The 13,462-nt window shown below is 71.2% G+C and carries 10 protein-coding genes; 7 read left to right on the top strand and 3 right to left on the bottom strand.

Annotated elements, in window-relative coordinates; genetic code table 11:
- Positions 1–39: 39 nt before the first annotated feature.
- The gene (locus GL259_RS20305; RefSeq protein ID WP_159534793.1) at positions 40–2,196 is read left to right on the top strand and encodes a SpoIIE family protein phosphatase; all 2,157 of its coding nucleotides are present in this window, start codon (positions 40–42) and stop codon (positions 2,194–2,196) included.
- Between the two features lie 167 nt (positions 2,197–2,363).
- On the opposite strand, the gene GL259_RS20300 is transcribed toward GL259_RS20305, so the two are convergent.
- Positions 2,364–3,335, bottom strand: a complete 972-nt coding sequence (locus GL259_RS20300; protein WP_159534792.1) for a pirin family protein — start codon at positions 3,333–3,335, stop codon at positions 2,364–2,366.
- A 136-nt stretch (positions 3,336–3,471) separates the two neighbouring features.
- Entirely contained in the window at positions 3,472–3,936 is a 465-nt protein-coding gene (locus GL259_RS20295) for an SseB family protein (protein ID WP_159534791.1), read from the bottom strand.
- A 163-nt stretch (positions 3,937–4,099) separates the two neighbouring features.
- Here GL259_RS20295 and GL259_RS20290 point away from each other — a divergent pair, with 163 nt between their 5' ends.
- The 6 genes from GL259_RS20290 (at position 4,100) to GL259_RS20265 (ending at position 11,544) form a co-directional block, all read left to right on the top strand.
- Positions 4,100–5,926, top strand: a complete 1,827-nt coding sequence (locus tag GL259_RS20290; RefSeq protein ID WP_159534790.1) for an acyl-CoA dehydrogenase — start codon at positions 4,100–4,102, stop codon at positions 5,924–5,926.
- A 123-nt stretch (positions 5,927–6,049) separates the two neighbouring features.
- The gene (locus GL259_RS20285; protein ID WP_159534788.1) at positions 6,050–7,348 is read left to right on the top strand and encodes a M18 family aminopeptidase; all 1,299 of its coding nucleotides are present in this window, start codon (positions 6,050–6,052) and stop codon (positions 7,346–7,348) included.
- 81 nt (positions 7,349–7,429) lie between these two features.
- On the top strand, positions 7,430–7,681 hold the full coding sequence (locus tag GL259_RS20280) for a DUF6458 family protein (protein ID WP_159534786.1): 252 nt from the start codon (positions 7,430–7,432) through the stop codon (positions 7,679–7,681).
- 130 nt (positions 7,682–7,811) lie between these two features.
- On the top strand, positions 7,812–8,153 hold the full coding sequence (locus GL259_RS20275) for a hypothetical protein (protein ID WP_159534784.1): 342 nt from the start codon (positions 7,812–7,814) through the stop codon (positions 8,151–8,153).
- 317 nt (positions 8,154–8,470) lie between these two features.
- A complete protein-coding gene (locus GL259_RS20270) occupies positions 8,471–9,091 on the top strand; it encodes a hypothetical protein (RefSeq protein ID WP_159534782.1) in 621 nt (206 codons plus the stop codon).
- Between the two features lie 122 nt (positions 9,092–9,213).
- Positions 9,214–11,544 carry a hypothetical protein gene (locus tag GL259_RS20265; RefSeq protein WP_159534781.1) on the top strand — a complete coding sequence of 777 codons (2,331 nt, stop codon included), beginning with the start codon at positions 9,214–9,216 and terminating at the stop codon, positions 11,542–11,544.
- Between the two features lie 18 nt (positions 11,545–11,562).
- Here GL259_RS20265 and GL259_RS20260 read toward each other — a convergent pair whose 3' ends face one another.
- Positions 11,563–13,386, bottom strand: coding sequence for an NHL domain-containing thioredoxin family protein (locus GL259_RS20260; protein ID WP_159534780.1), 1,824 nt, complete (start codon positions 13,384–13,386; stop codon positions 11,563–11,565).
- Between the last annotated feature and the right edge of the window lie 76 nt (positions 13,387–13,462).

Below are 13,462 nucleotides of genomic sequence, written 5' to 3'. Positions count from 1 at the left end.
CAGTAGCACCTTTCGGCACCATCTTCCTAAAGTAGGGCAATGCACATCGCTGAGCCCTTGCCCTCCCTGGAGGACGTCCTCGCCGTTCTCGACACCGGTCTGTGGCACTGGGACACCGCGGCCGGGATGGTCACGGTCGACGCCGTGGCGGCGGAGCTGCTCGGACTGCCCGCCGAACGAACCACCCTCACGGAGGCCCAGGTCCGGGCCCGTCTGCACCCCGTCGACTGGAACGAGATCACCGGGGTCGTCCAGCTCGCCGTCGCCGAGGGCACCCTCGCCGAGGTGCGGATCCGGATCATGGACGACCAGAACCGGATCGTCCGGGTGGTGCGCAGCCGCTCCAAGCCCGTCTTCGACCGCGCCCGCAAGGCCTACGTGCTGACCGGCATCCTTCAGGAGGTCACCGAGCCCGCCCCGGGGACGCCCGCCGGACGCCGTGCGGTCACCGGCGACTGGCGGCGGTCGCGGGAGGCGTTCCTGCTGGACGCGGGCCGGGCACTGGCCGAGGCGCGGTCGACGCAGGAGGTGCTGCGGGTCGCCGCCAATCTGTCGATGCCGGGTTTCTCCCCGGACGGGCTGGCCGTCTTCGGCGTGGAGGGCGACCGGCTCACGATCATCGGCCACCACGGGCAGGAGCCCGGCGACGAGGGCCCCTTCACCTACATGCCGCTGGACACGGACTATCCGGCCGCCGAGGTGGTACGGACGGGCCGCGCGGTCTACATCTCCTCCCCGGAGCAGTACCGGCTGCGCTACCCGCTCACCTGGCCGCTCGCCCAGCGCTTCGGCCGCCGGTCCTGGGCGTTCCTGCCGCTGACCGTGGCCGGGCGCCCGATGGGCGCGTGGATGGCGGGCTTCGCCTACCCGGTGGCCTTCACCCCCGACGAGCGCTCCGTGCTGACCACCGTGGCCCGCATGCTGGCCCAGGCGCTGTCCCGGGCGGGCACGGCCGAGACCGAGCGGGCGCTGACCGACGGGCTGCAGCGCTCGATGCTGCCCAACCTCGGTCCGCAGCGCATCCCGGGCATGAACGTCGCCGCCCGCTACGTCCCCACCGGCGGCGGGCTCCAGGTCGGCGGCGACTGGTACGACGTGATCCCGCTGCCGAGCGAGCGGTTCGCGCTGGTCATCGGGGACGTCCAGGGCCATGACGTACGGGCGGCCGGGCTGATGGGCCAGCTGCGGATAGCCCTGCGGGCGTACGCGTCCGAGGGGCACCGCCCCGACGCCGTGCTCTCCCGCGCCTCCCGCTTCCTGCACGGACTCGGCGGGGCGGACCCCGCCGAGCTGCGCTTCGCCACCTGTCTGTACATCGAGGTCGACCCCGTGACCGGGGTCCTGGAGGTCGCCCGCGCCGGGCACCCGGAACCGATGATCCGCATGCCCGACGCGACGGTGCTGACCCGGCCGACGGCGGGCGGACTGCCGCTGGGCATCGACCCGGACGCCGACTACCCCACCACCCGGCTGATCCTGGAATCCGGCGAGACCCTGCTGGCCTGCACGGACGGTCTGATCGAGACCGGCGGCCACGACACGGACACCGGCCGGCAGCGGCTGCGCGGCATCCTCGAAGGGCACCGGGGCACCCTGGAGGAATTGGCCGACGCCCTGGTGCAGGGGGTGCACGGCCCCTCCTCGCACCACACCACCGGCCCGCTGGCCGACCGCCGCGAGGACGACATCGCCATGCTGCTGCTGTGCCGGCAGGGCGAGGGGTGCGGCTGCGGCGCGGAGACCGACACGGTACGTCCGCTGGTGCGCCGCACGATGCTGACGGTGGCACAGGCCGAGCCCGAACGGGTCGCGGTGGCCCGGCAGCAACTGCGCGAGCTGCTGCACGACTGGTCGTCGCCGGACCAGGTGGACTCGGCGGTGCTGCTGCTGTCGGAGATGCTCACCAACGTCCTCGTGCACACCGACACCGACGCCCTGCTGCTGGCCGAGGTCACCGGCGGGGGGAGCCGCCGCCGGATGCGCATCGAGGTCACCGACGCCGGTGACGACCTCCCGCACAAGCGCAGACCGGGTGAGCTGGCGTCCTCCGGCCGCGGCCTGGTCCTGATCGAGCTCCTGGCCCACGCCTGGGGGGTCGATCCCCGCGGCGAGGGCAAGAGCATCTGGTTCGAGCTGTACGAGACGGACGAGACCGGACCCGACGGCGCCCGGCCCGACGGCGCCGGGCCCGGCTGAGCGACCGGCCCGCGGCCGGGATCACCGCCGGGTCCGGGCGGTCCTCACGCGCCGTCGTCACCGGCGGCGGGCCCGCTCCCGGTCCGGACGCGGCCGCACGCACGCGGACGGGCCCCGTCCGGCCGGGGACGGGGCTCGTCCGGCGTGGTGCCGACGGGGACGCGGGGCTACAGGCCGCCCTCGGACATCCCGTGCACCGCCGGGATCGTCCCGAGCCGGCCCTTCTGGAAGTCCTCGAACGCCTGCTGGAGCTCCTCGCGGGTGTTCATCACGAACGGACCGTAGTGGGCCATCGGCTCCCGGATCGGCTGCCCGCCCAGCAGCACGACCTCGAGGTCCGGCGTGTGGGAGTCCTGCCTCTCGTCCGCGCGGACGGTCAGCGAGGAACCGGCGCCGAAGACGGCGGTCTGGCCGAGGTGGACCGGACGGCGCTCGGTGCCGACCGTGCCGCGTCCGGCCAGGACGTAGGCCAGGCCGTTGAAGTCCTCGCGCCAGGGGAGCGTGACCTCCGCGCCCGGAGCGAGCGTGGCGTGGATCATCGTGATCGGCGTGTGCGTGATGCCGGGGCCCTGGTGGCCGTCCAGCTCGCCGGCGATGACCCGCAGCAGCGCGCCGCCGTCGGGGGAGGTGAGCAGCTGGACGCTGCCGCCGCGGATGTCCTGGTAGCGCGGCGCCATCATCTTGTCCTTGGCCGGGAGGTTCACCCACAGCTGGAGGCCGTGGAAGAGCCCGCCGGACAGGACGAGCTGCTCCGGCGGCGCCTCGATGTGCAGCAGGCCGGAACCGGCCGTCATCCACTGGGTGTCGCCGTTGGTGATGCTCCCGCCGCCGCCGTGGGAGTCCTGGTGGTCGAAGGCCCCGTCGATGATGTAGGTGACGGTCTCGAAGCCGCGGTGGGGGTGCCAGGGGGTGCCCTTGGGCTCGCCGGGCGCGTAGTCCACCTCACCCATCTGGTCCATCATGATGAACGGGTCGAGATGGCGGTAGTTGATCCCGGCGAACGCCCGGCGCACCGGGAAGCCCTCGCCCTCGAAACCGCTCGGCGCGGTCGTGACGGCGAGCACGGGACGTGCCACGGCATCGGTCGGCGCGGTCACGCGGGGCAGCGTCAACGTGTTCTCGACGGTCACTGCGGGCATGTCGGTACCTCCTCGTGTACGACCATTTTAGTTGAGCGTTGAACTTTCTGCCACCCCCAACAGAGAAAGCCCGGAGGGCATTCCCTCCGGGCTCGGTGCGGGCATCACGCGGATCGGCCGTCCGCGCGACCGGCGCCTAGCCGTACATCCGGCGCATCGCGAACTCGACCATCTGCTCCACGGCCTTCGCGTCGAACACCATGCGGTGCTCGCCCTCCATGTCGAGCACGAAGCCGTAGCCGGTCGGCAGCAGGTCGATCACCTCGGCGCCGGTGATCACGAAGTACTTGGACTCCTTGCCCGCGTACCGCCGCAGCTCCTTGAGCGAGGTGAACATCGGGATCACCGGCTGCTGGGTGTTGTGCAGGGCGAGGAACCCGGGGTTGTCGCCGCGCGGGCAGTACACCTTGGACGTGGCGAAGACCTGCTGGAAGTCCTCGGCGGCCATCTGACCCGTGGTGAACGCGCGCACCGCGTCCGCGAGCGAGGGCGGGGACGGCTCCGGGTACAGCGGCGCCTGCTGCCCGTACCCGCCCTGCATCTGCTGCTGCGGCGGGACGTAACCCTGCTGTGCCCCAACGTTCTGGTCGTAGCCGTACATGCCGCACAGACTACTGATCCGGCGGGAGGGCTGGGTCACAGATGTCCGGATCGGGGTTGCTTCTTATTACCGGCGGGTAGCATCATCGTAGCTACTTGTCGGTACGTGAATCAGTTGCGAGGAGTCAGTGCCTCGCCGATCCCTCTCTAACGGAGCCGTCGCCATGGGGCACTACAAGTCGAATCTCCGCGACATCGAGTTCAACCTCTTCGAAGTACTCGGGCGCGACAAGCTGTACGGCACGGGCCCGTTCGAGGAGATGGACGTCGACACCGCGAAGAGCATCCTGGAGGAGCTGACCCGCCTCTCGGAGAACGAGCTGGCCGAGTCCTTCGCCGACGCCGACCGCAACCCGCCGGTCTTCGACCCGGAGACCAACACCGCACCGGTCCCCGCGTCCTTCAAGAAGAGCTACCAGGCCTTCATGGACTCCGAGTACTGGCGCCTCGGCCTGCCCGAGGCGATCGGCGGCACCACCGCTCCCCCGTCGCTGATCTGGGCCTACGCCGAGCTCGTCCTGGGCGCCAACCCGGCCGTGTGGATGTACTCCTCCGGCCCGGCCTTCGCCGGGATCCTCCACGACGAGGGCAACGAGGTCCAGAAGGGGATCGCCCGGATCGCCGTCGAGAAGCAGTGGGGCTCCACCATGGTCCTCACCGAGCCGGACGCCGGCTCGGACGTGGGCGCCGGCCGCACCAAGGCCGTGCAGCAGGAGGACGGCTCCTGGCACATCGAGGGCGTGAAGCGCTTCATCACCTCCGGTGAGCACGACATGTCGGAGAACATCCTCCACTACGTGCTGGCCCGCCCCGAGGGCGCCGGCCCCGGCACCAAGGGCCTGTCCCTCTTCCTCGTCCCGAAGTACCTCTTCGACTTCGAGACCGGCGAGCTGGGCGAGCGCAACGGCGTCTACGCCACGAACGTCGAGCACAAGATGGGCCTGAAGGCCTCCAACACCTGCGAGATGACGTTCGGCGACAAGCACCCCGCCAAGGGCTGGCTGATCGGCGACAAGCACGACGGCATCCGCCAGATGTTCCGCATCATCGAGTTCGCCCGCATGATGGTCGGCACGAAGGCGATCTCCACGCTGTCGACGGGCTACCTGAACGCGCTGGAGTACGCCAAGGAGCGCGTCCAGGGCCCGGACCTGGCCAACTTCATGGACAAGACCGCGCCCAAGGTCACCATCACCCACCACCCCGACGTGCGCCGCTCGCTGATGACGCAGAAGGCGTACGCGGAGGGCATGCGCGCCCTCGTCCTGCACACCGCCTCCGTCCAGGACGCGATCGCGGTCAAGGAGGCCGCGGGCGAGGACGCCTCCGCCGAGCACGCGCTGAACGACCTGCTCCTGCCGATCGTCAAGGGCTACGGCTCCGAGAAGGGCTACGAGCAGCTCGCCCAGTCGCTGCAGACCTTCGGCGGCTCCGGCTTCCTGCAGGAGTACCCGATCGAGCAGTACATCCGCGACTCCAAGATCGACACCCTGTACGAGGGCACCACGGCCATCCAGGGCCAGGACTTCTTCTTCCGGAAGATCGTCCGCAACCAGGGCGCGGCCCTGAACTCGCTCGCCGAGGACATCAAGAAGTTCCTCGCCCTCGGCACCGGCGGCGAGGAGCTGGCCGGCGCCCGCGAGCACCTGGCCAAGGCCGCCGTCGAGCTGGAGGCCATCGTCGGCCTGATGCTCACCGACCTGGCCGCCACCGAGCAGGACGTCAAGAACATCTACAAGGTGGGCCTGAACACCACCCGCCTGCTGATGGCCTCCGGTGACGTGATCGTCGGTTACCTGCTCCTGCGGGGCGCGGCGGTCGCCGCCGAGAAGCTCCAGACGGCCTCCGGCAAGGACCGGGCCTTCTACACCGGCAAGATCGCCGCGGCGAAGTTCTTCGCGGCCAACGTCCTGCCCGGTGTCACCCTGGCCCGCAAGGTGGCCGAGGGCGTCGAGCTCGACCTGATGGAGCTGGACGAGGCGGCCTTCTAGGTCCCGCCCACGGATCGCGCGGATCCGCGCAGGCCCCACGAAGCCCGCGCGGACCGCGCAGACCGCACGAGGGCCCGCTCCCGCACAGGGAAGCGGGCCCTCGCCCTCGTTAAGGTGAGTCCCATGAGCGCACCCTCCCGCTTCGACCGCGGCCACACCGACGACCTGATGTCCTTCCTGGCGGCGAGCCCCACGCCGTACCACGCGGTGGCGAACGCCGCCGAACGGCTGGACAGGGCCGGTTTCCGGCAGGTCGCCGAGACGGACGCCTGGGACGGGACCAGCGGCGGCAGGTACGTCCTGCGCGGCGGCGCGATCGTGGCCTGGTACGTCCCCGAGGGCGCCGAGCCGCACACCCCCTTCCGCATCGTCGGCGCGCACACCGACTCCCCGAACCTGCGGGTCAAGCCCCGCCCCGACAGCGGGGCGCACGGCTGGCGCCAGGTGGCGGTGGAGATCTACGGCGGTCCGCTGCTCAACTCCTGGCTCGACCGCGACCTGGGCCTGGCCGGCCGGCTGACCCTGCGCGACGGCTCCACCCGTCTGGTCGACGTCGCCCGGCCCCTGCTGCGGGTCCCCCAGCTCGCCATCCACCTGGACCGCTCGGTGAACTCCGACGGCCTCAAGCTCGACAAGCAGCGGCACCTCCAGCCCGTCTGGGGCATGGGCGACGACGTCCGCGACGGCGACCTCATCGCCTTCCTGGAGGAGACCGCGGGCATCCCGGCGGGCGAGGTCACCGGCTGGGACCTGATGGTGCACTCCGTGGAGCCGCCGGCCTACCTGGGCCGCGACAAGGAGCTGGTGGCCGGCCCGCGCATGGACAACCTGCTGTCCGTGCACGCGGGGACGGCCGCGCTGGCGGCGGTCGCCACCGACCCGGCCGGACTGTCGTGCATCCCCGTCCTCGCCGCCTTCGACCACGAGGAGAACGGCTCCCAGTCCGACACCGGTGCCGACGGCCCGCTGCTCGGCACCGTGCTGGAGCGCTCGGTGTTCGCGCGCGGCGGGTCGTACGAGGACCGGGCGCGCGCCTTCGCCGGCACCGTCTGCCTCTCCTCCGACACCGGTCACGCCGTCCACCCCAACTACGCGGAGCGGCACGACCCGACGCACCACCCGCGCGTCGACGGCGGCCCCCTCCTCAAGGTCAACGTCAACAACCGCTACGCGACGGACGGTTCGGGCCGGGCCGTGTTCGCGGCGGCCTGCGAGAAGGCGGACGTCCCCTTCCAGACGTTCGTGTCCAACAACTCCATGCCGTGCGGCACCACCATCGGCCCGATCACCGCGGCCCGGCACGGCATCCGGACGGTCGACATCGGCGTGGCCATCCTGTCGATGCACAGCGCGCGCGAACTGTGCGGCGCGAAGGACCCGTTCCTGCTGGCGAACGCCCTCGCGGCGTTCCTCGACGGTTAGTCAAGTCCCCCACGGTGCATGAGGAACGCCCGCCCGGGTACCCGGTGACGACCGGAAGCACCGGACAGGGAGGCGACACTCATGGGCCTCGGCGGATGCATCATCCTCATCGCCGTGGGAGCAATCCTCACGTTCGCGACCGACTGGGACATGCAGGGTGTCAACCTTGACCTGGTCGGCGTCATCTTCATGATCGTCGGTCTGATCGGCGTCGCGACGTTCAGCAGCATCGCCCGGCGCAGGCGGGTCGTCGTACCGCCCGCCACACCGGTCGTCGACGACACCACCCGTCCGCACCACCGCGACGGCTACAGCGACGGCTACGGGGTCTGATCCACGACCGACGGGACGACCGGGCACGAGGGCGCGGGGGAGACGGGTCCCCGCGCCCTCACCGCCGCCCGGACGGTTTTCGAAGAAACACCCGTCCATCTCGGGAACTAACTCAGTAATGTACTGAGTTATGGACTTCACCGTTATCGCGCACGCCGTAGAGGTGGATCACGGCATCAAGCGGCTCTCCATGCGCTTCATCAAGAAGTACGCGGCGCCGGAACGGCAGCGGTTGAGCGCCGAGCTCTGCGAGGAGATCTCGAAGGAGCTCGACAAGCTCGGGCTCATCACGCTGCCCCGGCGGCTGCCGACATCCGAGAACGCGTTCGTGTTCGTGATCGAGAAGAACGGCGCCCTCGGCCAGACTGTGGCCGTTGCCTCGACCCTCGCCGCCCTCGACAAGCTCGGCCAGAGCCCGCTACCCCGGCTCTTCGACAACTACACCGAAGCGCGCGCCCAATTGACCTCCTGATGCCCTGATCGGATCGCCTCTGACCGATAGAGGTCCAGGTTCGACCGGATGCCGGAATCCGCTTGGTGGGACACCTTCGGGTCAGTAGTTTCATCGGTGCGCGAAGCGAGGCGCCTGCAACGCGCGAGCACCGCCGTTGCAGCGGAGGCTCCCTGACATTCCTTGCCATGCAATGGAGTTGAGCCTTGAGCGCTTCCGATGAACCCGCCGTCGTCCCCGCCGCCGGCGGCGGGACGGATCACATACCTTCTTCGTTCGCGAACGCGAACAACCCGCCCCGGAGTGTCTATGTCACCGCCCTGTCCGGAGGTCCGGACATGGCCATCGCCGGGTGGCTCCACCTGTCGTACGAGACCCTGGAATCGAAGGAACCGATCAGCGCCTGGGCCGAGTTCCACGAGGAGCTGTACGCGGACCCCGCACTGAACGTCAGACGCGGTGACATGCTTCGCGCCAGGAAACTCGCGGCCGGACAGGGGAGACCGCGCCTCAGCTCGGCCCGGCGTGGGCCGAGCCGGGCCGAGCAGTGGAGCTACCGGCATGTCCTGCGACGCGGGCTGGAGGTCGTCGCCCGGTTGCCCGGGACCACGGTCGGCACCGCCCTCGGAGCCGGGATGAGCGCCGTCGCGACGACCGAGGCCCTCCTCGACGGGCTGTCGTCTCGCCACCGCGGAGACGGCTCGGCCGCCCTGGCGCTCATCCGCACCCACACGGCCGTCACCCGCTGGTACGAACTCACCCCCCGCCCGGCCCCGGCCGCCCCGGGGCTGGTCCAGGGCCCGCCGTACGCCCTGGCCGCGGCGGGCGGCCTGCTGGAGGCCGCCGAGTTCGTCGCGTACTGCGCCTACCAGCACCACGCCCGGTTCCACAACCGCCGGTTCCTGTGGGAGTGGCTTCCCGAACTGCTCCCGGGCGCCCTGCGTCCCCTCCGGATCTGACGCCCACCGGATCCGACGAGCACTACCGATCGAGCGCCGGGCCCGCGCCGGATTTCCCTCCGGCCGCCGGGCTCGGCTGCCCGCCCCTGTCATTCCGCTCCCGTGTCCCGGAGGACTCACCCATGCCCGTTCACGCCCCCCGCTCCTTCACCGTGCAGTGGGGCTCCGAATCCGTACTGGTTTCCAACGTCGAGCCCGAGCTGCCGGTCGCCACCGCGGACGCGGACCTCGCGAAGGTGGTCGAGGCGGGCCGGGCCAACCCGGTGACGCTGCTGCCGGAAGCCGCCTGGCAGGCCGTCGCCCGTGCCACGACCAGCCCCGACGGCGTCGCCGTGCAGCTGAGGCCCACTGTCGCCGAGCCCGCCGGACTGCTGATGGTGGAGAACGTCGACGGCGCGACCCTGCACTCGGTCGTCACCCGCGTCCACCTCAGCGAGGTGCTGCCCGGCATCCAGCCCCGCACTGGGATGGAGGTCATGGAGATCCCGGACCCCCAGGTCCAGGGAATCACGGACGCCGACCGCCCCTGCGCCATCGTGCGCTACCGGTACCAGGACCTCACCCACCTGCGGAACCACGTGTGGCAGACCATTCACGGCACGCTGTCCCTCAACAGCTACGCACCCTCCATCCTGGCCCGCAAGGTCACCCGCAACCTCATCACGCACCCCGTCGAGATCACCTTCGAGGACGGCACAGAGTCCTTCCACGCCCTGGTCGTACGGGACGGCATCACCCGGCTCGCCAGTGCCTGGGCCGTCCTCGCCGGGCCGGACGCGGACGCGGCGGAGGCCGCCGGGCTCGCGGTCGACTCCCTCTTCGGCAAGAGCGCCACAGCACCGGCCGCGCAGGGCGACAGCCCGCTCGGGCAGCGCCTCGCCGCGAACCGGGAGAAGTGGCGCCGGACGCTCCGGGAGGAGTTCACCCGGGGCATCGCCGAGGAGCAGCCCGGGACGCGCACCGCCCAGATCGCCCAGACCTCCGTCCTCCCGGCCCAGATCGCCGTCGGGGCGGAGGGGCACCCCGGGCATCTGCTCGCCGCCGAGGACATCTTCGATGACGCGATCCGCTCCGTGCTGGCCTCGGTGCACGTCGAGTTCAAGCAGTGGGACACGGCTGCCCAGAACGTCGAGGTCGCCACACGCGCCCTCAAGCGCGTGATCCAACTGGGCGACTCCCTGGTGCCCAAGGACGATCTGCAGATCGTCTACGGTCTGGCCGTCGGCCGCATTCCCGTCGAGGAGTTGCCGAGGGTGTTCGCCGGCGACGCGGGCGCCGAGCCGCCCGGCACCGCCCTGTGGCGCAGCGTCTACCTGGTGCACGCCCTGACCCGACCGGAGCTGCTGGAGCCGCTGAAGGACCAGGCCAAGGCCATTAAGGGCGGAAAGCGCATGGGTCTGAAGGGGTTCGCGGAACTGCTCGGTCCGCTGATCGACCTGCCGTGGCGCTCGTACAAGAAGCACGTCACCACCCAGGCACGCAACGCCTGGAATAACGGCGGTGTCCTGACCTCCGACGTCATCCAGGAGTGGGAGCCCCGCCCCACGGACGACTTCACGAGCCTGGTGAAGCCCGCCCTGGCCGGTGACACCGACGCGCGCTGCACCCTGGCCGTGGCCGGAGGCGTGGCGCTGATCGCCGACAAGCTGCTCACCAGGAACGTCGGTTCGGCCCTCATGGCAGCCAAGGAGAAGGGCGGCGTCCCGTTCCGCGCCGACGTCAACCAGGTCATCGAGGACCTGTCCCAGCAGCACAACGAGCTGGGGCTGTGGACCCTCGCACTGGCCGCGAACCGGTTCCGCAGCGACGCCCTGCCGGAGAACGCCGTGACAATGCGCCAGCTCATCCATAAGCAGAAGACGGAGGGCGAGCCCGGCACGCCGTACGTGCACTTCAAGGTGGACCCGGACAGCCCCGACCGGATCGAGCGTGATGCCGACGGGGTGCCCGTGATGCTGCACCAGTGGGACGTCGTCTGGGCCTCGAACCCGGAACGCGCCCTCAAGGCGCATCCGCCGAAGGCACCCCTCGTGCCGCACCCGTCGGGCCCGGTGACCGGCCCGGCGCAGGGGGCCGTCGGAACCGGATCCCCGGGAGCCGACGGGAGTACGACAGGCGGGGCCGGCGGCGACGGCACGGACACCGGCACGAACGCCCCGCCCACGGACCCGAACGGGCCGCACGCGATGCACCGGCCCGCCAGCCAGCGCGCCGCCGAGCACCGGCAGGTCCTGCGGCAGAGCATCACGGGCGCCCGGGACTCCCTCGACCGGCTGCTCCTCCTCGAACCAGAGGTCGGCAACCACACCCCCATCGTCCCGGTGAACGTCCTGGACGAGCTCCACACACTGCTCATCGGCCTGCAGACGGACGTGGAAAACCTGCGCCGGAAGGCCACCCGGGAGGAGCTGGTGCCGGAGGACGAGGAGGTGCCGGAGGAAGCGGGGGTGTGAACTCCCGCCGGACAGCCCTTAGGCGTCGTTCATCCCGGCGAGGACCAGAGGAAGACGGTCCACGCCCGTCGCGGTGAGGCGGACGGGGACGTCCCAGTCCTGCTGGTGGACGTGACAGGCGGGGTATTCGTTGGCCGCGTCGTCGTCGCAGGAGGCGGCCATGGCGGAGACGTGCAGCACGCCCTCCGTCACGGAGGGGTCGAGTTCGAGGGTGCGGGACAGGTCCGTCCCCGCGCCCTCGCCGCCGCGCAGCAGCTCCGGCGGGGTGGACGAGACAAGCAGGCGGGTCGAGGGACCGTAGCGCGTGTCCGGCTTCCGGCCCGCCGGGACCTGGAAGACGACGTCCAGCCGGAGCCGTCCGGGGGCGACTTCGGCCTCCTCCCACTGAGTGCGGTGGGCCGCGTCCGGCACCTTCACCACCTCCCCCGGCAGCCGAAGCCGGGTCAGCCGGTGCCGGGCCGACTCGACGACCACGATGTCGTCACCGGCCAACACGGCGTCACCGGGCTCGCGCAGGTCCGTGGCCAGGGTGGTCACCTCGCCGGTCGCCGGGTCGTAGCGGCGCAGCGCGTGGTTGTAGGTGTCGCTGACGGCCACCGAGCCGTCGGGCAGCGCTGTCACCCCCAACGGATGCTGGAACAGCGCCTGCCCGGCTGCCCCGTCACGGTGTCCGAAGTCGAACAGGCCCGTGCCGACGGCGGTGTGCACCGACCCGTCCGGCTCCACCCAGCGCAGGGCGGAGGTCTCGGAGTCGGCCAGCCACAACCGCTCCGGCGTCGCCGCGAGCCCCGACGGCTGCGCGAACAGGGCCTCGTCGCCGGGGCCGTCGACCAGTCCCTCGTCGGTCGTCCCCGCGGTGACGGCGACGGTCCCGTCGCCCGGGTCGTACGCCCACAGCTGGTGGATGCCGGCCATCGCGATCCACACCCGGCCCCGCCACCAGGCGACGTCCCAGGGGGAGGAGAGGTTCACCTCGCGGGCCGGCCCCGAGGTGGCGTCCCCCCGTCTCCACGGGAAGCCGGTGCCGGCGAGCGTGGTGACCCTCCCCGTCCCCGGGTCGAACCGCCGCAGGGCGTGGTTGACCGTGTCGGCGACCACCACGGTGCCGTCCGGCAGCAGGGCGAGCCCCTGCGGCTCCTGGAACCGCGCCCGGTCCGGACCCCCGTCCGTCATGCCCCGGCTTCCTTGGCCGATCCGCCGCACGACGGTCTCCCCGTCCTCCGCCAGCTCCACCAGCTGGTGCCGGGCGGTGTCACCGACCAGGAGGTTCCCCGACGGCATCAGCAGCGCCTTCCCCGGGAACCGCAGCGCGGTCGGCTCGGGTTCCGGCGCCACGTACGGCCCGTCGCCCCTCCTCAGCGTGCCCTTCGCCGCGTGCTCGGCCTCCAGCTCCGCCACCAGCCGCCCGAGGGCGGCCACATGCCCCTCACCGGCGTGCTGCGCGACGACGTACCCCTCCGGGTCCACGACCACCAGCGTCGGCCAAGCCCGCACCGCGTACTGCTTCCAGGTCGCCAGCTCCGGATCGTCCAGCACGGGGTGCCCGACCCCGTACCGCTCGACGGCATCGGCCACCGCCCGGTGCTCCGCCTCGTGCACGAACTTCGGCGAGTGCACCCCGATGACGACGACCGTGTCCCGGTGCTTCTCCTCCAGCTCGCGGAGCTCGTCGAGGACGTGCAGGCAGTTGATGCAGCAGAACGTCCAGAAGTCCAGGACGACGATGCGTCCCCTCAGGTCGGTGAGGGCGTACCGCTTCCCGCCCGTGTTCAGCCAGCCGCCCTTGCCGGTCAGCTCGGGAGCCCGGACGCGGGCGCGTCGGCGGGGTGCGGAGTGGTTCATGCGTCCAAGGGTGACACCCGGCACCGGCGATCGGCCGACCGCGTGCCGGAGCTGCCGGACAACGCGTAGCGCGCGG

The organism is Streptomyces sp. Tu 3180 (assembly GCF_009852415.1).
Classification (GTDB): Bacteria; Actinomycetota; Actinomycetes; order Streptomycetales; family Streptomycetaceae; genus Streptomyces.
This window is presented reverse-complemented; position numbering and strand designations above follow the sequence as displayed.